Source organism: Streptomyces racemochromogenes (genome assembly GCF_039535215.1).
GTDB classification, from domain to species: domain Bacteria; phylum Actinomycetota; class Actinomycetes; order Streptomycetales; family Streptomycetaceae; genus Streptomyces; species Streptomyces racemochromogenes.
Genome location: NZ_BAAAWT010000001.1, coordinates 2,666,170 through 2,687,367, shown reverse-complemented (window position 1 = coordinate 2,687,367; position 21,198 = coordinate 2,666,170). Strand labels below are relative to the sequence as shown.

Below are 21,198 nucleotides of genomic sequence, written 5' to 3'. Positions count from 1 at the left end.
GGACGGCCCCGCGCAGCGGAGGGGTCTGCGCCCCCCGAGGGGTCAGCGTTGGACTCGGAGGATCTTGCCCAGGGTGTTGTCCGGGAGGAGGGTGTTGCACTTCAGTTCCGCCGTGCGGGTCAGCGCGTCGTCGCGGCAGACGTAGAAGTCCTTGTACGCCAGCTGCAGCGCGTACGACCCCGCCGCCAGCAGCAGCGCCAGCGTCGCCGTGACCAGCCCGCTCACCGCCGCCGCGCGCTGCGGCCGGGCCGCCGGGCCGAGGGCGGACAGGCCGCCGGGGTCCGCGTCGGTCGCCGGGCGGCCGCGGAGGGCGCTGATGCCCCAGTACAGGGCCAGCGCGCCCAGCAGCAGCCCGACCGACGGGATGCCGAAGATGCCGAAGAAGAAGCCCCACATGCCCGCCAGGAGCGCGTAGCGGGCGCGCCGCTGGACCGGGTCCATGGGGTCCCACCTGGCCGGACCGCCGCCCTCGCCGGGATCGCCCGGGCCGCCGCCCGAACCGCCGCCGTCCTGCGGCCGCTGCGGCTGCCGGGGCTCCCACGGCTGGTCGGGCCGGCCCTCCGGGGGCGCCGCGAAGGGGTTGTCGTCGGTCGAGGGGTCGGGCTGGCGGCGGTCCGGCATCGAGAGTGTGACTTCCCCTGAGTCGTGCGCGGGCGCGCCCCGCGTACGAGGGCGCGTTCCGCGGCGTTCGCGGCTTGTACGCCAGACGCTACCGCCCGGCCGTCCCCCCGTCCCTCGGGGGCGGTCCGGTGTGCCGGTATCGTTGCAGGCGGTCGGTGGCTTCGTATGGTTCCCCGTATATCGGTACCCCGAAGTTTCGTATGACCGCACAAGACGAATGTCGCAAATCCTGTGAGAAAGGGCCTCACATGGCCGCCTCCCGCCTGGTCGTGCTGGTTTCCGGCTCCGGCACCAACCTCCAGGCCCTGCTCGACGCCATCGAGGCCCACCCCGGCGGAGCCGAGGGTTTCGGGGCCGAAGTCGTCGCCGTCGGCGCCGACCGCGACGGCATCGCCGGTCTGGAGCGGGCCGAGAAGGCGGGGATCCCCACCTTCGTGTGTCCGGTGAAGGCCTACGCCAGCCGCGAGGAGTGGGACGCGGCGCTCACCGAGGCGACCGACGCCCACGCGCCGGACCTGGTCGTCTCCGCCGGCTTCATGAAGATCGTCGGGAAGAGCTTCATCGACCGCTTCGGCGGCCGGTTCGTCAACACCCACCCCGCCCTCCTCCCGGCCTTCCCCGGAGCGCACGGGGTGCGCGACGCCCTCGCGTACGGGGCGAAGGTCACCGGCTGCACGGTCCACTTCGTGGACAGCGGCGTGGACACCGGTCCGATCATCGCCCAGGGTGTCGTGGAGATCCGGGACGGGGAGGACGAAGCCGCGCTCCATGAGCGCATCAAGGAAGTCGAGCGCCAGCTGCTCGTCGACGTCGTGGGGCGCCTGGCCCGGCACGGCTACCGCATTGAGGGACGAAAGGTAACAATCCAGTGACCGCCAACGAAACGACGACGGCTACGACCCAGCGGCCGATCCGCCGCGCGCTCGTGAGTGTCTACGACAAGACGGGACTGGAAGAGCTGGCCCGCGGCCTGCACGAGGCGGGCGTCGCGCTCGTCTCCACGGGCTCCACCGCGTCGAAGATCGCCGCCGCCGGGGTCCCCGTCACCAAGGTCGAGGAGCTCACCGGCTTCCCCGAGTGCCTCGACGGCCGCGTCAAGACCCTCCACCCCCGCGTGCACGCCGGCATCCTCGCCGACCTGCGCCTGGAGGACCACCGCAACCAGCTCGCCGAGCTGGGCGTGGAGCCCTTCGACCTGGTGATCGTGAACCTGTACCCCTTCCGGGAGACCGTCGCCTCGGGCGCCACCCCGGACGAGTGCGTCGAGCAGATCGACATCGGCGGCCCTTCGATGGTCCGCGCCGCCGCCAAGAACCACCCCTCGGTCGCGGTCGTCACCAGCCCCGCCCGCTACGCCGACGTCCTCGCGGCCGCCCAGGGCGGCGGCTTCGACCTGGCCGCCCGCAAGCGGCTCGCGGCCGAGGCCTTCCAGCACACCGCCGCCTACGACGTGGCCGTGGCCTCCTGGTTCGCCGACGACTACGCCGCCGCTGACGACTCCGGCTTCCCCGACTTCCTCGGCGCGACGTACGCGCGGGGCAACGTGCTGCGCTACGGCGAGAACCCGCACCAGGGCGCCGCGCTCTACGTCGACGGCACCGGCGGCCTGGCCGAGGCGGAGCAGCTGCACGGCAAGGAGATGTCGTACAACAACTACACGGACACCGACGCCGCGCGCCGGGCCGCGTACGACCACGCCGACCCCTGCGTCGCGATCATCAAGCACGCCAACCCGTGCGGCATCGCGACCGGTGCGGACGTCGCCGAGGCGCACCGCAAGGCGCACGCCTGCGACCCGCTCTCCGCGTTCGGCGGCGTCATCGCCGTCAACCGCCCGGTGACGGTGGAGCTGGCCGAGCAGGTCGCGGAGATCTTCACCGAGGTCATCGTGGCCCCGGCGTACGAGGACGGCGCCGTCGAGGTGCTGGCCCGCAAGAAGAACATCCGCGTGCTGCGCGCCGAGGGCGCCCCGGCCAACCCGGTCGAGGTCAAGCCGATCGACGGCGGTGCGCTGCTCCAGGTCACCGACCGCCTCCAGGCCGAGGGCGACGACCCGGCGAACTGGACGCTGGCCACCGGCGAGGCGCTGTCCGCCGGGGAGCTGGCCGAGCTCGCCTTCGCGTGGAAGGCCTGCCGGGCCGTCAAGTCCAACGCGATCCTGCTCGCGAAGGACGGCGCCTCGGTCGGCGTCGGCATGGGCCAGGTCAACCGCGTCGACTCGGCGAAGCTCGCCGTGGAGCGGGCGGGCGCCGAGCGCGCGCAGGGCTCGTACGCGGCCTCCGACGCCTTCTTCCCCTTCCCCGACGGTCTGGAGATCCTGACCGCCGCCGGTGTCAAGGCCGTCGTCCAGCCGGGTGGTTCGGTCCGCGACGAGCAGGTCGTCGAGGCCGCGAAGAAGGCCGGCGTGACGATGTACTTCACCGGTACCCGCCACTTCTTCCACTGAGCGGCCCGGTAGCGCAGCAACGGCGAAGGCCGCGTCCCGCACTGCGGGACGCGGCCTTCGCCGTGAGCGGTGTGTACTGCCCGTACTGCCTGCTGCTTACTTCTTGACGACGATCGTGCCGGCGGCACGGTCGTGCCAGCCCTGGAGCTTGCCCGAGTTGTCGAAGAAGGGGGAGAGGTAGACCAGGACCTGGCCGATGCCGCAGAGGACCGAGCCGACCATCGGGATGATCCAGCGGATGAAGCCGCCGCCGATGCCGGGGACCTGGCCCGTGTTCTCCTTGACGACCTTCAGGCCGAGGGCCATCTTGCCGACGGTGGCGCCGACGAAGGCGATCATCAGCCATTCGTAGAGCAGGGTGGCGAGACCGAGGATCAGCAGACCGCCGAAGAAGGCGGCGAAGATGCCGCCCGCGGCCTCGCCGGCCTGCGCCGACGCCTCGTTGAGGCAGGTGCTGTACTCGGGGGACAGCGGGTCGATGCCCGAGCAGTCCTTGATGTCGCTGGCCGCACCGAAGGCGCCGGCGAACACGACGGAGCTCAGGATGAAGTACAGGACACCGATGATCAGGCCGTCGATCAGGCGGGCGCCGAAGCGGCGGCCCATCGTGGCGACCTGGACGGTGCCGAGGCCCGCGACGTTGATGTAGCCGTTGTTGGCCTGGAGGGTACCCGGCGCCTGGGGCGGGACACCGTAGGGCTGCTGGCCCTGCTGCGGGTAGCCGTAGCCGGGCTGGCCCTGCGGCGGGACGCCCTGGGGGGCCTGCTGCGGGTAGCCGTAGCCGGGCTGGCCCTGCGGCGGCTGCTGAGGCTGCTGCCCGTAGGGGTTGTTCGGGTCGCCGAAGCTCATCTGGGTCTTTCCTCCGTGAAGTGCGGGGACGCACGGCACGCTGGAGGACACTTGCTTCTGCGGTACGCCCCCCGGCACTGCCCGCGGCACTCTTTCCGATCGTCTTGCTGCCCGTCATCGTGGTGGGCCCGCACCTGGCTTGTCCAGCCGGTTGCCGGGGCGCGCCAGACTTGTTGTGCAAGTGCAATCAAGAGCGCGATCCGGCCGACGTCCGAGTGGAAGCCGGGCCGCCCCATCCGGGAGGATGCCCCCATGACCGCCCAGATTCTCGATGGCAAGGCCACCGCGGCCGCGATCAAATCCGAACTGAAGGCCCGTGTGGCGCAGCTGAAGGCACGGGGCGTCACCCCCGGCCTCGGCACCCTCCTGGTCGGTGACGACCCGGGCAGCCGCTGGTACGTCAACGGCAAGCACAAGGACTGCGCCGAGGTCGGCATCGCCTCCATCCAGCGCGAACTGCCCGCGACGGCCTCCCAGGAGGACATCGAGGCGGTCGTGCGCGAGCTGAACGACGATCCGGCCTGCACGGGCTACATCGTCCAACTCCCGCTCCCGAAGGGGATCGACACCAACCGCGTGCTGGAGCTGATGGATCCGGCCAAGGACGCCGACGGGCTGCACCCGATGTCGCTGGGCCGGCTGGTCCTGAACGAGCGGGGCCCGCTGCCCTGTACCCCGTACGGGATCGTCGAGCTGCTGCGCCACCACGGGGTCGAGATCAACGGCGCGCACGTCGTGGTACTCGGACGGGGCATCACCGTCGGCCGCTCCATCGGGCTGCTGCTGACCCGCAAGTCCGAGAACGCCACCGTGACGCTGTGCCACACCGGTACGCGCGACCTGGCGGGGCTGCTGCGCCAGGCGGACATCGTCGTCGCGGCGGCGGGCGTTCCGCACCTGGTGAAGCCGGAGGACGTGAAGCCGGGCGCGGCGGTGCTCGACGTCGGCGTCAGCCGCGACGAGAACGGCAAGATCGTCGGGGACGTCCACCCGGGCGTCGCCGAGGTGGCGGGCTGGCTCTCCCCGAACCCGGGCGGTGTCGGCCCGATGACGCGGGCGCAGCTGCTGGTGAACGTCGTCGAGGCGGCGGAGCGGACCACCAGTGCGGGCTGAGCACGACGCGAGCGGTACGGGCGGGGTGCCCGGCGGGGCGCCCCGCCCGGAGAACGGGACGCGGGCGGCCGCAGACCCGGGTCCCGGCAAGGCGCCGGGTCCCGGCAAGGCGCCCGGTCCCGGCGAGGCGTCCGGTCCCGGGCAGCCGGCCGCGCGGTCGCGGCGGTTCCCCACCGTCACCCAGGACACGGCCCGCCCCGAGGGCGGCGGCCGCGCGATCCCGGGAGCGGTGTCCACGCCGGCCCGTCAGTGGCCGATGCTCAGCGTCCTCGCCGCCACCGCGGTGGGGCTGCTGACCACGGCGGTGGGACAGGCACGGGTCGGCTGCCTGGTGATCGGCGTCGCGCTGATCGCGGCGGCGGTGATGCGGCGCGTCCTGCCCTCGGTGGGCATGCTCGCGGTGCGTTCCCGCTTCACGGACATGATCACGTACGGGGTCCTCGGCGTGGCCATCACGCTGCTCGCGCTGGTCATGGAACCCGGGCCGTGGCTGCACCTCCCCTTCCTGGAGAGCGCGGTCCGCTTCACCGTCCGCTGACGACCTCCCTCAGGGCGCCCAGGGCCGCGGCCACCGCCGGGCGGCTCTCCGTGCCGGCCCGGACCAGCGCCTGGAGGGTCCGCCCCCGGCCCGGCAGCTCCACCACCGCCGTGCCGGGCGGCGGCGCGTCGCACAGCAGCTTCGGCAGCACCGACGCGGCCCGCCCGGCGGCGACCAGCCACAGCCCGGCCCGCAGGTCGGAGCACTCGTGCGCGATGCGCGGGGTGAACCCGGCGTTGCGGCAGGTGTGCACGAGCATCTCCCGGCAGCTGCTCGGGGCGGGCGCCGAGACCCAGTCGGCGTCGCGCAGCGCCGCCGGCCCCTCCCGTTCGTAGGCCGGCAGCAGCGCCTCGGGCAGCGCCAGGCACAGCGGGTCGTCGAACAGCGGGACGGCGGTGGTCCCGCTCGCGGGCGCGGCGCCGAGCAGCGGGTACGCGTACGTCACCGCCAGGTCCAGGCGGCGCCCGCGCAGCCGCGGCACGGCCTCCTCGGGGTCGGCCTGGACCACGCGCGGCCGCAGCCCGGGATGGCGCCGGGCCAGCAGGGCGACGAGCGGCGCGGCCACCGTCGCCAGGGCGCTCGGGGCGCAGCCCACGTACAGCTCGCCGGCCGGGCCGGCGTCCAGGGCCCGAACCGCCCCCTCGGCCCGTTCCAGCGCGGCCAGCACCGGTGCGCAGGCGGCCGCCAGGGCCGCGCCGGCCGGGGTGAGCCGCAGGCCGCGCCCCTCCCGTTCGACGAGGACGGCCCCGGCCTCGGCTTCCAGGGCGCGCAGTTGCTGGGAGACCGCGGAGGGGGTCACCCGGTGCAGCTCGGCGACCACGGTGACCTTCCCGTGCTCGGCGAGGTCCCGCAGGATGACCATCCGCTTCACGTCAAGCATGAGTTCAGCTTAACCAAGGGTGTAGACGAAGTAGCTGGACTTCACGATGGGAGGGGGCGGATGCTCGTCGTATGAACGCTCCCCTCAAGGTGCTCCTGGTCGGAGCCAACGGAACCCTCGGCAGCGCGGTCCGCACGGCCCTGCGCGAGCGCGGCCACGACGTGGTCACCGCCTCCCGCAAGGACGCCGACGTGTACGTCGACATCACCGACCCCGAGTCCGTCCGGGCGATGTACGACGCGGTCGGCCCCGTCGACGCGGTGGCGAGCGCCGCCGGCAGCGTCCCGTGGCGCCCCCTGTCCGAGCTGAGCACCGCCGACGTCCGCGAGGGCCTGGAGGGCAAGGCCGTCAGCCAGGTCGAGCTGGTCCGCCAGGGCGCACCCCGGCTCCCCGCGCACGCCTCCTTCACCCTGGTCACCGGGATCCTCGCGCGCGAACCGCTGCTCACCGGCTCGGTCGCCTCCCTCGTCAACGGCGCCGTCGAGGCCTTCGTACGGGCCGCCGCCATCGAACTCCCGGGCCGCCAGCGGATCAACGCCGTCAGCCCGACCGTCTTCACCGAGTCCCTCGACGCGTACGGGGACGCCTTCGCCGGCTTCGACCCGGTACCGGTCGCCCGTGCCGCGAACGCCTACGTCAAGTCCGTCGAAGGACACCGGACCGGCGAGGTCTTCCGCGTGGAGTGACGGCCGGGAACGGGGGCGTACACCCGTCCGGACCTTCGAAACCACCGCCCCCGGGCGCCCGTGTGCCGTGGACCACAGGGTCCGGGGGATTGGGGGCCCCGCGGGTCGGATAGCCTGACCGCGGATGTCTCTTCACGTCAAGATTCGTAAGGACAGGGAAGCGGCGTCCTCCCCAGCCATTGGGGTCCAGCACATGGGGCGGGGACGCCCCACCGCCAGCTGTCTAACGGAGAAGGCCATGACCCGCACTCCCGTGAATGTCACTGTCACCGGCGCCGCCGGCCAGATCGGCTACGCGCTGCTCTTCCGCATCGCGTCCGGCCACCTGCTCGGCGCGGACGTGCCGGTCAAGCTCCGCCTCCTGGAGATCCCCCAGGGCATGAAGGCCGCCCAGGGCACCGCCATGGAGCTCGACGACTGCGCCTTCCCGCTGCTCAAGGGCATCGACATCTTCGACGACCCGAACCAGGGCTTCGACGGCGCCAACGTCGCGCTGCTCGTGGGCGCCCGCCCCCGCACCGCCGGCATGGAGCGCGGTGACCTGCTCTCCGCCAACGGCGGCATCTTCAAGCCGCAGGGCGCCGCGATCAACGCGCACGCCGCGGACGACATCAAGGTCCTCGTCGTGGGCAACCCGGCCAACACCAACGCGCTCATCGCGCAGGCCGCCGCCCCGGACGTACCGGCCGAGCGCTTCACCGCGATGACCCGCCTGGACCACAACCGCGCGATCACGCAGCTGGCCCAGAAGACCGGCTCGGACGTCACCGACATCAAGCGCCTCACCATCTGGGGCAACCACTCGGCGACCCAGTACCCGGACATCTTCCACGCGGAGATCGCCGGCAAGAACGCCGCCGAGGTCGTGAACGACCAGGAGTGGCTGGCCGACACCTTCATCCCGACCGTCGCCAAGCGCGGCGCCGCGATCATCGAGGCCCGTGGCGCCTCCTCGGCCGCCTCGGCCGCCAACGCCGCCATCGACCACGTGCACACCTGGGTCAACGGCACCGCCGCGGGCGACTGGACCTCGATGGGCATCCCGTCGGACGGCTCCTACGGCGTCCCGGAGGGCATCATCTCCTCCTTCCCCGTCACCACCAAGGACGGCAAGTACGAGATCGTCCAGGGCCTGGACATCAACGAGTTCTCCCGCAAGCGCATCGACGCGTCCGTGGCGGAGCTCGTCGAGGAGCGCGACGCGGTCCGCGCCCTCGGTCTGATCTGATCCACCCGTCCTGATCAGGCCCTCCGTTCCTCCGAAGGCCTGACCGGTACGAATTCCGGAGCGCCCCGTCCAAACCCGGCCGGGGCGCTTTGGCGTGAAAGAAGCTGTCCAAGCATGTAGGTGGAAAATAAGGTCGCCCGGTGACCGACCACCTGATTCCCCCTCAGTCCGGCGGCGGTGACCGTGGAGCGGACCCGCACGGCGGCCGCCCGCCGGTACACCCCTCCGTCAGCGAGGCCGGCCGCCTCCTGTGCGCGGGAACCTACCTCGACGCCGTGTACCGCGATCGGGTGATCGACGAACTGTTCGTCCACGAGGAGCGCATCGCCGCCCCCTCCTACGGCTTCGACGCCGCCCGCGTCCTCGCCCACGCGCTGCGCGCCCGCCGCATCGAGCTCGGCTGGGCCGCCGGGGTCATCGGCGCCTGGTTCGCGGGGTCGCTGCTGACCGGCTGGCAGCTCACCCTGATGCTCGTCCCCTTCCTCCAGCTGAGCCTCGCCGACTGGCTGGGCTCCCGCCGCAACCGCGTCGTGCGCGCCCTGGGCCTGGTCCTGCGCGTCTACGCCTGGGTGTGGCTGCTCTTCATCGTCCTGGCGGTCTGGACGGCCCTGACCGGCAGCTTCACCGCCATCGCCGCGCTCCTCGACGTCTTCTCCTTCTTCTCCGACGACGCCGCCTACGCCGCCGCCGACCTGGCGCGGCCCGGCACCGGCGGCTCCCTGAGCGCGTGGCTGATGCCCCTCGTCTTCGCGGCCCTCGTCACCGTCGTCGGCCTCCAGCGCGGCCACGCCGCCCGGATCGTCCTGCGGGAACTCTCCCCGTCCCGGTACGCCGACCTCGCGGGCGACCCCGCCGAGGCCTCGCAGAGCCCCCGCTTCGCCCGGGTCCGCGCCCGGATCCGGCGCGAACAGCACGCCCCGCTGGTCATGTACGACATCAACGCCCCCTTCACCGGCGCCGGGGAGGCCTTCCGGCCCTGGCAGCTCTCCGTGGAACTGCGCCCCCGCGAAGACCTCGGCCCCGGCCGCAAGCCGCAGCCCGTCACCAACGCGCACATCGTCGGCCGGATCACCCCCCTGCTCCAGGCCCTGCGCGTGCCCTCCCCGCACGGCTCGCGGGAGGCCCAGGAAGCGGTACTGGACCGGCTGCGCGAGCTGGCCGTCGACGAGTGCGTCTTCCTGCCGGCCGTCGGCCTCCCGCACCGCGACGCGGCCCCGCTCTCCCCCGAGCAGTTCGCCGAGCACCGCTTGGGAGCCATGGAGGAGGGCGGCGAGCGGCGCCGGCACTTCCTGCGCGTCCGGGTCGGCGGCTGGGACGAGAACCTCGTGGTCACCGTCTTCGTACGGGTCCACACCCAGGGCGGCATGCTGATGCTGGAAGTGGCCCCGCACGTGCTGCTCCCGGTACGCACCGGGTTCCAGAACGCCGACGCGGCCGCCCAGCGGCTGCTGAACAACAACTGGCTCGGCAAGGCCTCCGACGCGCTCACCGCCACCCCCCGCTCGTTCGCCGCGTCCGTCGCCACCCTGGGCCGCGGATACCTCAGCTGGAGCCGGATCGCCACCGGCGGCCACGGCGGCGCCCGCCCCGAGGGGCCGCGGCTGTCGGTGCGGGAGATCGCCGCGATGGACGACGGCTCCCTCTTCCACCTCATGGACCTCGACCGGTACCTGAAAACGATTCAGGACCGGGTGGTCGGCGGGGTTACCGTCGCCCTGCACGAAGCGGGCTGGCACACCGAGGAGTTCGCGCGGCGGGCGGTCACCGTCGCCGAAGGCGGGGTCTACATCCAGTCGATGAACAACAGCGCGGCCAGCTTCGGCGGCGGCGACAACACCAACACCATCGGTACGAGCGGCAAGGGGAGCAGCGGTGGGAAGTAGCGACGACGCGCACGGGATCCGGATCGGCGACGTCCACGGCAGCGCCTTCAGCATCGGCGGCGGCAACAACACCAACACCGTCCACCACCACGTCGGCGGTGCGCAGGACCGGGCGCCCGGCGCCGAGGAACTGCTGGAGGGCGTACGCGAACTGCGCGCAGCCCTCGTACGGCTGCCCCGCAGCGCCGAGCGCGCCCAGCTCGACGCCGAACTCGACGAGGCGGCCGGTGAGCTGGAGGGGGCCGAGGAGATCCGGCCCGGCCTGCCCGCGCGGCTGCGCGGGGCACTGGAGCGGTGGGCGCCGCTGGTGGAGACGCTGAGCGCGGCCACCGCGCTGGGCGGGCTGCTCGCCTCGCTGGGAGGCTGACCGGTGTCCTCGTCCGACGGCGCCCGCTGGGACCCGCAGTCGCAGCGGTGGGAGTGGGGGCCGGCTCCGGCGCGGGGGGCGGGGCAGCCGGCCCCGCCGCCCGGGGCGCCCCCGGGCTCGCCGCAGCCGGCCTCCCCGCCCCCGGCCTCCCCGCAGCAGCCGCCGGGCGGGCCGACCGCGCTGCCCGCGACGCCCCCGCCGACCGCCCCCGGGTACCACGAGGCGTGGCCCCCGGTGCCGACCGCGCCCCTGCCCCCGCCGCCACCCCCGCCGGGCGGCGGGCAGCAGTGGCGCACCCCGGTGCTGGTCGGGCTGGCGGCGGCCGTCGTGGGCGGCGCCGCCGTCGCGGCGTGGATGCTGCTGGGCCCCGAGGACGGCGCGGGCGGGGACGCGCGGCCGCCCGCGTCCCCGTCGGGGCAGTGGACGGCCCCGGAGCCCGGCCCCTCCTCGCCCGGGCCGACGAGCCCGTCACCGACGACGCCGAGCCCGTCGCCGAGCACCGGCGGCGACCACACCGTGGTGCACAACGACAACGGCTTCTCGGTCGCGGTCCCCAAGGGCTGGGAACCCAGCACCGACGAGACGGGCAGCGGCTCCTTCTACCGCCGGCCCGGGGACCGCAGCGCCCTGCTCCAGGTCTTCCGGATCACGGAGAGCAGCGCCATGGGCTCGTGCACGCTGCTCCAGATCTCCTCGGACCAGCTGAAGGCCAACCCCGGCTACCGGCAGGTGTCCATCGAGCCGACCGCGGGGACCGGCTGCGAGCTGGTCTACGAGTACGACAGCTCGGAGTCCAACGGCCGCCGCCGGGGCATGGAGCGGATCGTCACCACCCCGGGCGGCGGGCGCTGGGCGCTGCTGGCGGCCGGACCGGCCGCCGACGCCGCGACGACGCGCGCGAACCTGACGGCGGCCCTGGAGTCCTTCCGCCCGGACTGATCGGGATCAGGCCTTCTTGGCCGCCGGCGGGGTGTAGTGGCCCGGGACCATGCGGGTGGTGACGCCGATCCGGTTCCAGACGTTGATCGTCGCGATGACGGCGATCAGCTGGGCCAGCTCGGCCTCCTCGAAGTGCTTCGCGGCCCGCGCGTACACCTCGTCCGGCACGAAGCCGTCCGTCAGGACGGTGACGGCCTCGGTCAGCTCGATCGCGGCGAGCTCCTTCTCGGTGTAGAAGTGCCGCGACTCCTCCCAGGCGGCGAGCAGCATGACGCGCTCGACGCTCTCGCCGGCGGCGAGCGCGTCCTTGCTGTGCATGTCCAGGCAGAAGGCGCAGTGGTTGATCTGCGAGGCGCGGAGCTTGACGAGCTCGACGAGGCGCGGGTCCAGGCCCTTCTTCGCCGCGATCTCCAGGCCGATGACGGCCTTGTAGACCTCGGGGGCGACCTTCGCGTACTGCATGCGCGGGGCGTGTTCGGCGGCGAGCTCGGCGGTGTGGGCGTGGGTGCTGGTCTGGGTGCTCATGTGCCCAACGTAGGGGCGGGGCGGCCCGCGTATATGGTCCATTCTCATGACCGGTTCATGGGCCACTTTCGGAGCCGACCTGCACGTGGACCTCGCCTCGGCGGCCGGCGGCCGGGGCCTGCGGGCCGCGCTGACGGAAGCGCTGCGGGAGGCCGCCCGCAGCGGGCGGCTCGCGCCCGGCACCCGGCTGCCGTCCTCCCGTTCCTTCGCCGCCGACCTGGGGATCGCCCGCAACACCGTCGCGGAGGCGTACGCGGAGCTCGTCGCCGAGGGCTGGCTGACGGCCCGCCAGGGCTCCGGCACCCGGGTCGCGGAGCGGGCCGCGGTGCGCCGGCCCGCCGACGGGCGGCAGGCCGTACGCCGCCCCGCGCGGCGGGGGCCCGCGTACAGCCTGGTCCCCGGCACCCCGGACCTGGGCGCCTTCCCGCGCGCGGCCTGGCTGGCGGCCGCGCGGCGGGCCCTGACCGCCGCCCCGAACGAGGCCTTCGGGTACGCGGCGGACGTGCGCGGCCGGCCGGAGCTGCGGGAGGCGCTCGCCGGGTACCTGGCGCGGGCCCGGGGGGTGTACGCGGACCCGGACCGGATCGTGCTGTGCGCCGGCTTCGCGCACGCGCTGCAACTCCTGGGCCGGGCGCTGCGCGGGCGGCGGGTGCGGGAGGTGGCGGTGGAGGGGTACAGCCTCGACGTGCACCGGGACCTGCTGGCCGGCGCCGGGATGACGACCCGCCCGCTGTGGGTGGACGAGGCCGGGGCCCGCACCACGGACCTGGCCGGGCTCGGCCCCCGCGCGGGCGCGGTGCTGCTGACCCCGGCGCACCAGTTCCCCACGGGCGCGGCCCTCACCCCCGAGCGGCGGGCGGCGGCCGTGGACTGGGCGCGGAGCACCGGCGGGCTGATCCTGGAGGACGACTACGACGGGGAATTCCGCTACGACCGCCAGCCCGTCGGCGCGCTCCAGGGCCTGGACCCCGACCGGGTGGTCTACCTCGGCACGGCCAGCAAGTCCCTGGCGCCGGGGCTGCGGATGGGCTGGATGGTCCTCCCGCCGGACCTGCTGGAGGAGGTCCTCTCCGCGAAGGGCGCGGTCGACTGGACGTCCAGCGCGCTGGACCAGCTGACCCTGGCGGAGTTCATCACCTCCGGGGCGTACGACCGCCACGTGCGCGGCATGCGCCTGCGGTACCGGCGCCGCCGGGACGAGCTCGTCGCCGCCGTGGCGGGGCGGGTCCCGGTGTCCGGGATCGCGGCGGGCCTGCACGCCGTGCTGGACCTCCCGCCGGGCACGGAGCGGTCCCTCGTCCAGGCCGCCGCCTGGCAGGACCTCGCCCTGGAGGGCCTGGCCCGCTTCCGCCACCCGGATTCGCCGATGCCGGCGCGTGAGGCGCTGGTGGTCGGCTACGGCACCCCTGCGACGAGCGCCTGGGCCCCGACCCTGGCGGCCCTCACGGCCGCCCTGCCGTAGCGGCCGGCCGCCGCCGCTTGGCCACCTCGGCCCAGACGGTCTTGCCGACCACCCGGCCGGTGACGCCCCAGGCGTCGGAGAGTTCCTCGACGATCCGCAGCCCGTAGCCGTGGCCGTCCCCGGGGGGCCGGAGGTCGGGCCGCTTCCCGGCGTGCGCGTCGGACACCTCCACCCGCAGCACCCCGTCCAGCTCGCGGAGCCGGAGCTCGAAGTCCCGCCCCGGCACGCAGCCGTGGGTCACGGCGTTGGCCGCCAGCTCGGCGACGACCTGCGCGACCCGCTCGGACTCCTCCCCGCCGAGCGGGAAGTCCCACCGGCAGAGTTCGAGCTCCGCCAGATGCCGGGCGAGGCGTGCGCCTCGTCGTGTGCTGCTGAACCGCTGCCGCCATTCGTTCCCTGGGTTGGGCATGCCGCCGCTCCTCTCCGTAGTCGGATCACTACCAAGCGGGTTCAGAGTGGTCGGTTGCCGGGAAGCATTCAACGTGTCAGGGGAGGACGAAAGGTTGGTGGGAGCCCTGTGAACATCAAGGAGTTGAACCCGGACAGCTCGCCGCAGGCCGCGTACGGTGCACGTCTGCGCGCTATGCGGGTGGCGCGTGGCTGGCTGCAGGAGGAACTGGGCGAGCGGATGGGGTATTCGAGCACCCACATCTCGGCCGTGGAAACCGGTCGCAAAGTTCCGACCTTGCGCTTTTCGCGCAGTCTGGACGCGGCTCTCGGGGGCGGAGACACGTTCGAGCGCCTGTCGCTCGAAGTCCGTCACGGCGCGCTGCTGGAGGGCTTCCCGGAGTACGTCGGCTACGAGGGCCGAGCGGTGGAACTCCGCCTCTTCGAGATCGGGATCATCCCCGGGCTGTTGCAGACGCCGGAGTATGCGCGGGTCCTGGCGGACAGTGCCGTGCAACGAGGGGCCATCTCGCCAGAGTTCGCGGCCGAGCGGGTCGCGTTCCTCGCTGAGAGGCAGGAGGCGCTGGAGCGCGTACGACCGCCCATGGTGTTCGTGGTGATGGACGAGAGCTGCATCCGGAGGCCCGTCGGCGGCCCGGAGGTGATGGGTGCACAACTGGAGCGCCTGGTCGAGTTCGCTGCTCGGCCGCACACGATGCTCCAGGTCGCGCCCTACGAGATCGGGGAACGGCGGCCGTTCGACCTCCCGGTCAATCTGCTGACGCTCGCCGACCGGTCGGTGGTCGCCTACGCCGAGTCCCAGTCACAGGGCCACTTGGACCGTGAAACCGTCTCGGTGCTCCCCATGCTGACGGCCTACCATCAACTTCAGGCCGAAGCCCTGTCCCAGGCGGCATCAGTGGCCATGATCAATGAGGTACGAAAGGGCACCCCGTGACGACCAGGTCCGATTCCCCCCGTTGGTTCAAGTCCTCCTACAGCAACAACGGCGGCAACTGCGTCGAGGTAGCCGTCAACCTGCCCGGCATCGTCCCCGTCCGGGACTCCAAGACCCCCGGCGGGCCGGTGCTGAACTTCGGGGCGGAGGCGTTCGCGGCGTTCGTCGCGGGCATCAAGGCCCCATGACGACGACCCCGCGCTGGCGCAAGTCCTCCTACAGCAACAACGGCGGCCAGTGCGTCGAGGTCGCCCTCAACCTCCCCGGCACCGTCCCGGTCCGGGACTCCAAGACCCCCGGCGGCCCGATGCTGACCTTCCGCGCGGCGGCGTTCGCGGCGTTCCTGGCCGGGGTCAGGACTCCGTAGGCTCGCCGAACCGCGACAGCGCCAGGGAGCCGGCCACCGCAACCGCGAAGCCCGTCACGGCCAGCCAGGCCAGGCCCTCGCGGGGGCGGTCGCCGAGCCAGGCCACGCCCACCAGCGCCGGTCCGACCGTCTCGCCGAGGACCAGGCCGGCCGTGGCCGCCGTGACGGAGCCGCGTTCCAGGGCGGAGGTGAGCAGCAGGAACCCCGCCGCCCCGCCCAGCAGCAGCGCGTACAGCGCCGGGTTGCGCAGCTCCCGCAGGGACAGGGTGTCGATGAGGCGGACGGCCACCTCCACCACCCCGAAGCCCGTCCCCGCCGCCAGGCCGAGCACCAGCGCGCGCGAGCGATCCGGCAGCCGTCCCGCCGCCGCGCCGACGAGCAGCACCAGCCCCGCCACCGCGAGCAGGCCCCATGCCAGCGCGAGCGTCCCCGTCCCCGAGCCCTCCTCACCCGAGGCCAGCCCGAGCATCAGCAGCCCCGCGCACACCACCCCCACCGCGCCCCACTCCAGCCGCGACAGCCGCACCCGCAGCAGCCGGGCCGCGACCACCGCCGTCACCGCCAGGCTCGCGGCCAGCGCGGCCCCCACCGCGTAGATCGGGACGTGCCGCAGCGCGATGACCTGGAGCACGAAACCGACCGCGTCCAGCCCGAGCCCCGCCAGGTACCGCCACTGCCGCACGGCCCTCAGGAACAGCGTCCCCGTACCGGTAGCCCCGCCCGCCGCCGCGGCCCGGGCCGCCACGGCCTGGAGCACGGTCGCCGTACCGAAACAGACCGCCGCACCCAGCGCGCAAACCATCCCAATCAGCACGAACAGACTGTAAGTCACCCGTCGTGACAAGGGTGTGACGGCGGCCGGATTCCATCCCCCCGCACCCCCGCTCTAGGGTGCAGGCCATGGATACCGGCAACACGACCAGACGACGCATGCGCTCCGGCGCGGTCGCACTCGGCGGCATGGGCCTGCTCGCCGCCACCCTCGTGGCGTGCGGGAGCAGCGACGAGCCCGACAAGCGGTGCGCCTCCCGCAAGACGCTGGACCACCTGAACTCCAAGGAGTGCAAGAGCGGCGGCAGCGGCTCGTACTACTACGGCGGCAGGGTCAGCGGCGGCAAGGTGACCGGCGGCAGCTTCGACAAGTCGGCCGTCACCCGCGGCGGCATCGGCGGCCACAGCAGCTCCGGCTCCTCCGGCGGCTGAGCGCACATGAAGCGGCACACCATCGAACCGCGCCCCGACTGGCAGAAGACCGTCGAGGAGCAGGGGCTGATCTACCCCCTCACCCGCTTCCCCGACGACTCCCTGCGCCCCTACTGGGACGAGAGCGCGTACTACTCCTTCTCGCTCCCGGAGGTCGAGGCTCTGGAGGAGGTCGTCGAGGAGCTGCACGCCATGTGCCTGGCCGCGGCCGCGCACATCGTCGACAACGACCGCTTCGCGGACCTCGGCATCACCGACGCGAAGCTGGCCGCGCGGATCGCCGAGTCCTGGCGTCGGCGCGCCGAACAGCCTTCCCTGTACGGCCGGTTCGACCTGCGCTACGACGGGGCCGGCGAGCCCGCCAAGCTGCTGGAGTACAACGCCGACACGCCCACCTCCCTGGTGGAGGCCGCGAGCCCGCAGTGGTTCTGGATGGAGGAGCGCTTCCCCGGCGCCGACCAGTGGAACTCCCTCCACGAGCGGCTCGTCGAGGCCTGGCGCCGCCAGGCCGAGCTGCTGCCGCCCGGCCCCGTCCACTTCGCGCACTCCGAGACCGACGAGCTGGGCGAGGACCTGATGACGGTCGCCTACCTCCAGGAGACCGCCGAGCAGGCCGGACTGGAGACGCACGCGCTGTCGGTGGAGACGATCGGCTGGGACGGCCTCTCGGGCCGGTTCGTGGACGAGAAGCTCCGCTTCATCCGCAGCTGCTTCAAGCTCTACCCGTGGGAGTGGCTGGCCACCGACGAGTTCGGCCCGCAGGTGCTCGGCACCTACGACCACGGCGGCGGCTCGGGCACCACCGCCTGGATCGAGCCGCTGTGGAAGATGCTGCTCGCCAACAAGGCGCTGCTGGCGATCCTGTGGGAGCTCTTCCCCGAGCACCCCAACCTGCTGCCCGCCTACCTCGACGGCCCCCGCGAGCTGGCCGACACCTGCGGGTACGCCGCCAAGCCGCTGCTGGGCCGGGAGGGCGCCGGGGTCACCCTGCACGAGGCGGGCGAGGGCGGCGAGCCGTTCGTCCCGGCCGAGGGGGAGACGTACGTCTTCCAGGCGCTCGCCCCGCTGCCCGACTTCGACGGCAACCGCGTGGTGCTCGGGGCGTGGGTCGTCGAGGAGGAGGCAGCGGGGCTGGGCATCCGGGAGTCGGCGGGACCGGTCACGGACGAGTACGCGCGCTTCCTGCCGCACGTCATCCTCTGAAGCGCTCTACTGGCCGGCCGGGCCGCCGTCGGAGCCGGTGTCGCACCGCTGGTCGTAGGACGCCTCGGCGCCCGCCTTCCAGCCCTCCCAGTACGACTTGGAGTGGTCCCGGCTCTTGTCGGGCTGGGGCGGGACGGTGCAGTCCGACCGGGACGCGGCCTTCGTGCCCGCCGTGAACCCGTCCGCGTAACCGTGCTTGTACTCCCGCGAGTGCGACGGGGCGGTGGTGGACGGGCTCGTCGGGGACGTGGGCTGCTTGACCTGGCAGTTCACGAAGACGAAGTTCTGGTCCTCGTTCACCGCGAGGACGGTGTAGTCGACGTTCTTCTGGAACCGCTGGACCCGGAAGTTGCCGTTGGCGTCGATGTTCAGCGGCTCGGTGCTCTCGCCGTCGTTGAGGTTGCGCGGGGCGGTGAACCCCTCGCCGGTGATGACCACGAAGTTCCCCGACGGGTCGGGGGTGACCGTGCAGCTGGCGGCGGGGACCGCCGTCGGCGCCGCGGAGGCCGGCGTCGCGAGGGCCGCGGCGCCGCCGAGGGCGACGGCGGACGCCAGTGCGGCGCACAGCAGGGTGTGTCGGTTGCGTCGGTGCATGGGGTGACTCCCATCGGAGGGTCGGCCCGGCGCAAGCCGGGGACGCGCACCCGTACGGGTCCCTCCATCGTCCGACGGGCCGCTCCGCGTGTCCACCGCAGCGGCGGGCACGGCCGGGGAGCGGCCGCACCCGCCGCCGGGACCGCTACGCGGCCAGGACCGACCGCAGCTGGTCGAGCCCCCAGTCCAGGTCCTCCTTGGAGATCACCAGCGGCGGCGCGATCCGGATCGTCGAACCGTGGGTGTCCTTCACCAGCACGCCGAGCCCCATCAGCTTCTCGGAGACCTCGCGGCCCGTCCCGAGCGCCGGGTCGACGTCCACGCCCGCCCACAGCCCGCGTCCGCGTACGGCGGTCACCGCGCTGCCGCCGGCCAGCAGGTTCAGCTCCCGGTGCAGGTGGTCGCCGAGTTCCGCGGCCCGCTGCTGGTACTCGCCGGTACGCAGCATCGCGATCACCTCCAGCGCGACGGCGCAGGCGAGCGGGTTCCCGCCGAAGGTGGAGCCGTGCTCGCCGGGGCGGAACACGCCGAGCACGTCCCGGTCGGCGACCACGGCCGACACGGGCACGACCCCGCCGCCGAGCGCCTTGCCGAGGACGTACACGTCGGGCACCACGCCCTCGTGCTCGCACGCGAAGGTCCGGCCGGTGCGGCCCAGGCCCGACTGGATCTCGTCCGCCATGAAGAGCACGTTCCGCCGGCGCGTCAGTTCCCGTACGCCCGCCAGGTATCCGGCCGGCGGGACGAGCACCCCGGCCTCGCCCTGCACCGGCTCCAGCAGCACGGCCACGGTGTTGGCGGTGACGGCGGCGTCGAGCGCGGTCAGGTCGCCGTACGGGACGATCTCGAAGCCGGGCGTGTAGGGGCCGTAGTGGTCGCGGGCCTCGTGGTCGGTGGAGAAGGACACGATGGTCGTCGTACGGCCGTGGAAGTTGTTCGCCGCGACGACGATCTTGGCCTGGCCGTCGGGGACGCCCTTGACCTCGTAGCCCCACTTGCGGGCCGTCTTGACCGCCGTCTCCACCGCCTCCGCGCCCGTGTTCATGGGCAGCACCATCTCCTTGCCGCAGAGCGCGGCGAGTTCGGCGCAGAAGTCGGCGAAGCGGTCGTGGTGGAAGGCGCGGGAGGTGAGGGTGACCCGCTCCAGCTGGGCGCGGGCGGCGTCGATGAGCCTGCGGTTGCCGTGCCCGAAGTTGAGCGCCGAGTACCCGGCGAGCATGTCGAGGTAGCGGCGGCCCTCCACGTCGGTCATCCACGCCCCCTCCGCCGACGCGACGACGATCGGCAGGGGGTGGTAGTTGTGCGCGCTGTGCTCGTCGGCGGAGCGGATGGCATCAGCAGTTCTCGACACGGGGTCTCCGATCGTCCGTCTGACTGGTGGCGCGGGTGACGTGGGTGACGTCCTTTGTATCGTCGCTCGGATCGTGGAACCGGAAACCTCCCCGGTGCCGCGCCCGCTATGGTGTTCGGTACGCACGGCGACTGGCGCACGGAGAACCGACTCCGGGGGAGTCGTGCGCGCACGACCGCACACAGGGCCGCTCGCCTGGGCCTCGCGGGGACGAGACTCGACATCGACCCCGGAGGAGCCGCGATGACCGCGCACCGCCAGCCCGCCCTGTTCGCCACCGACCCCGAGCTCGCCGCGCTCGTGTCCGCCGAGGAGACCCTCCAGGCGGAGACCCTACGGCTGATCCCCAGCGAGAACTACGTCTCCGCGGCCGTGCTGGAGGCCTCCGGCACCGTCCTGCAGAACAAGTACAGCGAGGGCTACCCGGGCCGCCGCTACTACGAGGGCCAGCAGAACATCGACCGCGTCGAGGCCCTCGCCATCGAGCGGGCCAAGGGCCTGTTCGGGGTGGACCACGCCAACGTCCAGCCGTACTCCGGCTCCCCGGCCAACCTGGCCGTCTACCTGGCCTTCGCGAAGCCCGGCGACACGGTGATGGGCATGGCCCTGCCGATGGGCGGGCACCTGACGCACGGCTGGGGCGTCTCGGCGACGGGCTCCTGGTTCCGCGGCGTCCAGTACGGCGTGAGCGCCGACACCGGCCTCGTCGACTACGACGCGGTGCGGGCGCTGGCCCTGGCCGAACGCCCGAAGATCATCTTCTGTGGCGGTACGGCGCTGCCCCGCACCATCGACTTCGAGGCCTTCGCCTCCATCGCCGAGGAGGCCGGCTCGGTCCTCGTCGCGGACGTGGCCCACATCGCCGGCCTGATCGCGGGCGGAGCCCACCCCTCCCCGGCGGGCCACGTCGACGTGATCTCCACGACCACCCACAAGACCCTGCGCGGCCCGCGCGGCGCGATGCTGATGTGCAGGGAGGAGCACGCGAAGGCCATCGACAAGGCGGTCTTCCCGGGCCTCCAGGGCGGCCCGCACAACCAGACGACGGCGGGCATCGCGGTGGCCCTGCACGAGGCCGCGCAGCCGTCCTTCGTCTCGTACGCGCACGCGGTCGTGGCCAACGCGAAGGCGCTGGCCGCGGCGCTGCTGGAGCGGGGCTTCGACCTGGTCTCGGGCGGCACGGACAACCACCTGATCCTGATCGACCTCACCGGCAAGGACGTCCCCGGCAAGGTCGCGGCGAAGGCGCTGGACCGGGCGGGGATCGTGGTCAACTACAACACGGTGCCGTTCGACCCGCGCAAGCCGTTCGACCCGTCGGGCATCCGCATCGGCACGCCGTCGCTGACCTCGCGGGGTCTTACCGTCGCCCACATGCCGGTGGTGGCGGACTGGATCTCCCGCGCGGTGGACGCCGCCGCCAAGGCCGACGAGCCGGCCCTCGCCGCGATCCGCTCCGAGGTCGCGGACCTCATGGCCGCCTTCCCGGCCCCGGGGCTCCCGCTCTGATCTTTGACGCGCCGCTCGCACGGCTCGGCCCTGGCGGGCCTCCCCGGCTTCGCGCCGCTGCGCCGGAGTCCGTCCGGCGGGTGCGGGGC

General features: G+C 73.2%; 24 protein-coding genes and 1 riboswitch. Of the genes, 16 read left to right on the top strand and 8 right to left on the bottom strand.

Annotated elements, in window-relative coordinates:
* Nucleotides 1-42: 42 nt before the first annotated feature.
* Nucleotides 43-621, bottom strand: coding sequence for a hypothetical protein (locus tag ABD973_RS12220; protein ID WP_125602680.1), 579 nt, complete (start codon nucleotides 619-621; stop codon nucleotides 43-45).
* Nucleotides 622-869: 248 nt separating this feature from the next.
* Between ABD973_RS12220 and purN the strand changes: the two genes are divergently transcribed.
* Both purN and purH read left to right on the top strand, forming a co-directional pair.
* Nucleotides 870-1,493 (top strand): phosphoribosylglycinamide formyltransferase, encoded by a 624-nt coding sequence (gene purN, locus ABD973_RS12215; RefSeq protein ID WP_125602682.1) that lies wholly within the window; start codon nucleotides 870-872, stop codon nucleotides 1,491-1,493.
* Entirely contained in the window at nucleotides 1,490-3,067 is a 1,578-nt protein-coding gene (gene purH / locus ABD973_RS12210) for a bifunctional phosphoribosylaminoimidazolecarboxamide formyltransferase/IMP cyclohydrolase (protein ID WP_125602684.1), read from the top strand. The genes purN and purH overlap by 4 nt, the downstream gene beginning before the upstream one ends.
* A gap of 96 nt (nucleotides 3,068-3,163) precedes the next feature.
* Here purH and ABD973_RS12205 read toward each other — a convergent pair whose 3' ends face one another.
* Nucleotides 3,164-3,916 carry an RDD family protein gene (locus ABD973_RS12205; RefSeq protein ID WP_125822168.1) on the bottom strand — a complete coding sequence of 251 codons (753 nt, stop codon included), beginning with the start codon at nucleotides 3,914-3,916 and terminating at the stop codon, nucleotides 3,164-3,166.
* Nucleotides 3,917-4,168: 252 nt separating this feature from the next.
* Between ABD973_RS12205 and ABD973_RS12200 the strand changes: the two genes are divergently transcribed.
* Nucleotides 4,169-5,029, top strand: coding sequence for a bifunctional methylenetetrahydrofolate dehydrogenase/methenyltetrahydrofolate cyclohydrolase (locus tag ABD973_RS12200; RefSeq protein ID WP_125822169.1), 861 nt, complete (start codon nucleotides 4,169-4,171; stop codon nucleotides 5,027-5,029).
* Nucleotides 5,019-5,567: a DUF3017 domain-containing protein gene (locus ABD973_RS12195; protein ID WP_345500105.1), complete on the top strand. Its 549-nt coding sequence runs from the start codon at nucleotides 5,019-5,021 to the stop codon at nucleotides 5,565-5,567. Before ABD973_RS12200 ends, ABD973_RS12195 begins: the two co-directional genes overlap by 11 nt.
* Here the strand turns inward: ABD973_RS12195 and ABD973_RS12190 are convergent.
* Nucleotides 5,554-6,447 (bottom strand): LysR family transcriptional regulator, encoded by an 894-nt coding sequence (locus ABD973_RS12190; protein ID WP_125822171.1) that lies wholly within the window; start codon nucleotides 6,445-6,447, stop codon nucleotides 5,554-5,556. The two genes, ABD973_RS12195 and ABD973_RS12190, sit on opposite strands and share 14 nt — an antisense overlap.
* 71 nt (nucleotides 6,448-6,518) lie before the next feature.
* On the opposite strand from ABD973_RS12190, the gene ABD973_RS12185 reads away from it, so the two are divergent.
* The 5 genes from ABD973_RS12185 to ABD973_RS12165 all read left to right on the top strand — a co-directional run bounded on the left by ABD973_RS12185 (nucleotide 6,519) and on the right by ABD973_RS12165 (nucleotide 11,550).
* Nucleotides 6,519-7,133: a short chain dehydrogenase gene (locus ABD973_RS12185; RefSeq protein WP_125822172.1), complete on the top strand. Its 615-nt coding sequence runs from the start codon at nucleotides 6,519-6,521 to the stop codon at nucleotides 7,131-7,133.
* A 238-nt stretch (nucleotides 7,134-7,371) separates the two neighbouring features.
* Nucleotides 7,372-8,361 carry a malate dehydrogenase gene (locus tag ABD973_RS12180; RefSeq protein ID WP_007266008.1) on the top strand — a complete coding sequence of 330 codons (990 nt, stop codon included), beginning with the start codon at nucleotides 7,372-7,374 and terminating at the stop codon, nucleotides 8,359-8,361.
* Between the two features lie 140 nt (nucleotides 8,362-8,501).
* Nucleotides 8,502-10,244: a hypothetical protein gene (locus tag ABD973_RS12175; RefSeq protein WP_125602696.1), complete on the top strand. Its 1,743-nt coding sequence runs from the start codon at nucleotides 8,502-8,504 to the stop codon at nucleotides 10,242-10,244.
* Entirely contained in the window at nucleotides 10,234-10,611 is a 378-nt protein-coding gene (locus tag ABD973_RS12170) for a hypothetical protein (protein ID WP_125822175.1), read from the top strand. The genes ABD973_RS12175 and ABD973_RS12170 overlap by 11 nt, the downstream gene beginning before the upstream one ends.
* Nucleotides 10,612-10,614: 3 nt before the next feature.
* Nucleotides 10,615-11,550, top strand: coding sequence for a hypothetical protein (locus ABD973_RS12165; RefSeq protein WP_345500104.1), 936 nt, complete (start codon nucleotides 10,615-10,617; stop codon nucleotides 11,548-11,550).
* Between the two features lie 6 nt (nucleotides 11,551-11,556).
* Here the strand turns inward: ABD973_RS12165 and ABD973_RS12160 are convergent, their stop codons facing one another.
* Nucleotides 11,557-12,075, bottom strand: coding sequence for a carboxymuconolactone decarboxylase family protein (locus ABD973_RS12160; protein WP_345500103.1), 519 nt, complete (start codon nucleotides 12,073-12,075; stop codon nucleotides 11,557-11,559).
* Between the two features lie 46 nt (nucleotides 12,076-12,121).
* Between ABD973_RS12160 and pdxR the strand changes: the two genes are divergently transcribed.
* The gene (gene pdxR, locus ABD973_RS12155; protein ID WP_345500102.1) at nucleotides 12,122-13,537 is read left to right on the top strand and encodes a MocR-like pyridoxine biosynthesis transcription factor PdxR; all 1,416 of its coding nucleotides are present in this window, start codon (nucleotides 12,122-12,124) and stop codon (nucleotides 13,535-13,537) included.
* On the opposite strand, the gene ABD973_RS12150 is transcribed toward pdxR, so the two are convergent.
* Nucleotides 13,518-13,946 carry an ATP-binding protein gene (locus tag ABD973_RS12150; protein ID WP_345500101.1) on the bottom strand — a complete coding sequence of 143 codons (429 nt, stop codon included), beginning with the start codon at nucleotides 13,944-13,946 and terminating at the stop codon, nucleotides 13,518-13,520. The two genes, pdxR and ABD973_RS12150, sit on opposite strands and share 20 nt — an antisense overlap.
* 108 nt (nucleotides 13,947-14,054) lie before the next feature.
* Here ABD973_RS12150 and ABD973_RS12145 point away from each other — a divergent pair, with 108 nt between their 5' ends.
* The 3 genes from ABD973_RS12145 to ABD973_RS12135 are packed head-to-tail and all read left to right on the top strand — an operon-like array spanning nucleotide 14,055 to nucleotide 15,249.
* Complete coding sequence (locus tag ABD973_RS12145) at nucleotides 14,055-14,882, top strand: helix-turn-helix domain-containing protein (RefSeq protein WP_125822179.1); 828 nt, start codon at nucleotides 14,055-14,057, stop codon at nucleotides 14,880-14,882.
* The gene (locus ABD973_RS12140) at nucleotides 14,879-15,070 is read left to right on the top strand and encodes a DUF397 domain-containing protein (protein WP_125822180.1); all 192 of its coding nucleotides are present in this window, start codon (nucleotides 14,879-14,881) and stop codon (nucleotides 15,068-15,070) included. Before ABD973_RS12145 ends, ABD973_RS12140 begins: the two co-directional genes overlap by 4 nt.
* Complete coding sequence (locus ABD973_RS12135) at nucleotides 15,067-15,249, top strand: DUF397 domain-containing protein (RefSeq protein WP_125822181.1); 183 nt, start codon at nucleotides 15,067-15,069, stop codon at nucleotides 15,247-15,249. The genes ABD973_RS12140 and ABD973_RS12135 overlap by 4 nt, the downstream gene beginning before the upstream one ends.
* Here the strand turns inward: ABD973_RS12135 and ABD973_RS12130 are convergent.
* Complete coding sequence (locus ABD973_RS12130; protein ID WP_345504567.1) at nucleotides 15,236-16,051, bottom strand: DMT family protein; 816 nt, start codon at nucleotides 16,049-16,051, stop codon at nucleotides 15,236-15,238. The genes ABD973_RS12135 and ABD973_RS12130 overlap by 14 nt on opposite strands.
* A gap of 98 nt (nucleotides 16,052-16,149) precedes the next feature.
* On the opposite strand from ABD973_RS12130, the gene ABD973_RS12125 reads away from it, so the two are divergent.
* Together ABD973_RS12125 and ABD973_RS12120 are read left to right on the top strand one after the other, a co-directional pair.
* Nucleotides 16,150-16,452 carry a hypothetical protein gene (locus ABD973_RS12125; protein ID WP_042801603.1) on the top strand — a complete coding sequence of 101 codons (303 nt, stop codon included), beginning with the start codon at nucleotides 16,150-16,152 and terminating at the stop codon, nucleotides 16,450-16,452.
* A gap of 6 nt (nucleotides 16,453-16,458) precedes the next feature.
* Nucleotides 16,459-17,655 carry a glutathionylspermidine synthase family protein gene (locus ABD973_RS12120; protein ID WP_125822182.1) on the top strand — a complete coding sequence of 399 codons (1,197 nt, stop codon included), beginning with the start codon at nucleotides 16,459-16,461 and terminating at the stop codon, nucleotides 17,653-17,655.
* A gap of 6 nt (nucleotides 17,656-17,661) precedes the next feature.
* On the opposite strand, the gene ABD973_RS12115 is transcribed toward ABD973_RS12120, so the two are convergent.
* Nucleotides 17,662-18,249 (bottom strand): hypothetical protein, encoded by a 588-nt coding sequence (locus tag ABD973_RS12115; RefSeq protein ID WP_125822183.1) that lies wholly within the window; start codon nucleotides 18,247-18,249, stop codon nucleotides 17,662-17,664.
* Between the two features lie 145 nt (nucleotides 18,250-18,394).
* Nucleotides 18,395-19,600 carry an ornithine--oxo-acid transaminase gene (rocD, locus tag ABD973_RS12110; RefSeq protein ID WP_125822184.1) on the bottom strand — a complete coding sequence of 402 codons (1,206 nt, stop codon included), beginning with the start codon at nucleotides 19,598-19,600 and terminating at the stop codon, nucleotides 18,395-18,397.
* Between the two features lie 117 nt (nucleotides 19,601-19,717).
* Nucleotides 19,718-19,808: riboswitch (ZMP/ZTP riboswitch) on the top strand.
* 35 nt (nucleotides 19,809-19,843) lie between these two features.
* On the opposite strand from rocD, the gene ABD973_RS12105 reads away from it, so the two are divergent.
* Complete coding sequence (locus ABD973_RS12105) at nucleotides 19,844-21,109, top strand: serine hydroxymethyltransferase (RefSeq protein ID WP_345500100.1); 1,266 nt, start codon at nucleotides 19,844-19,846, stop codon at nucleotides 21,107-21,109.
* The last annotated feature ends 89 nt before the right edge of the window (nucleotides 21,110-21,198 follow it).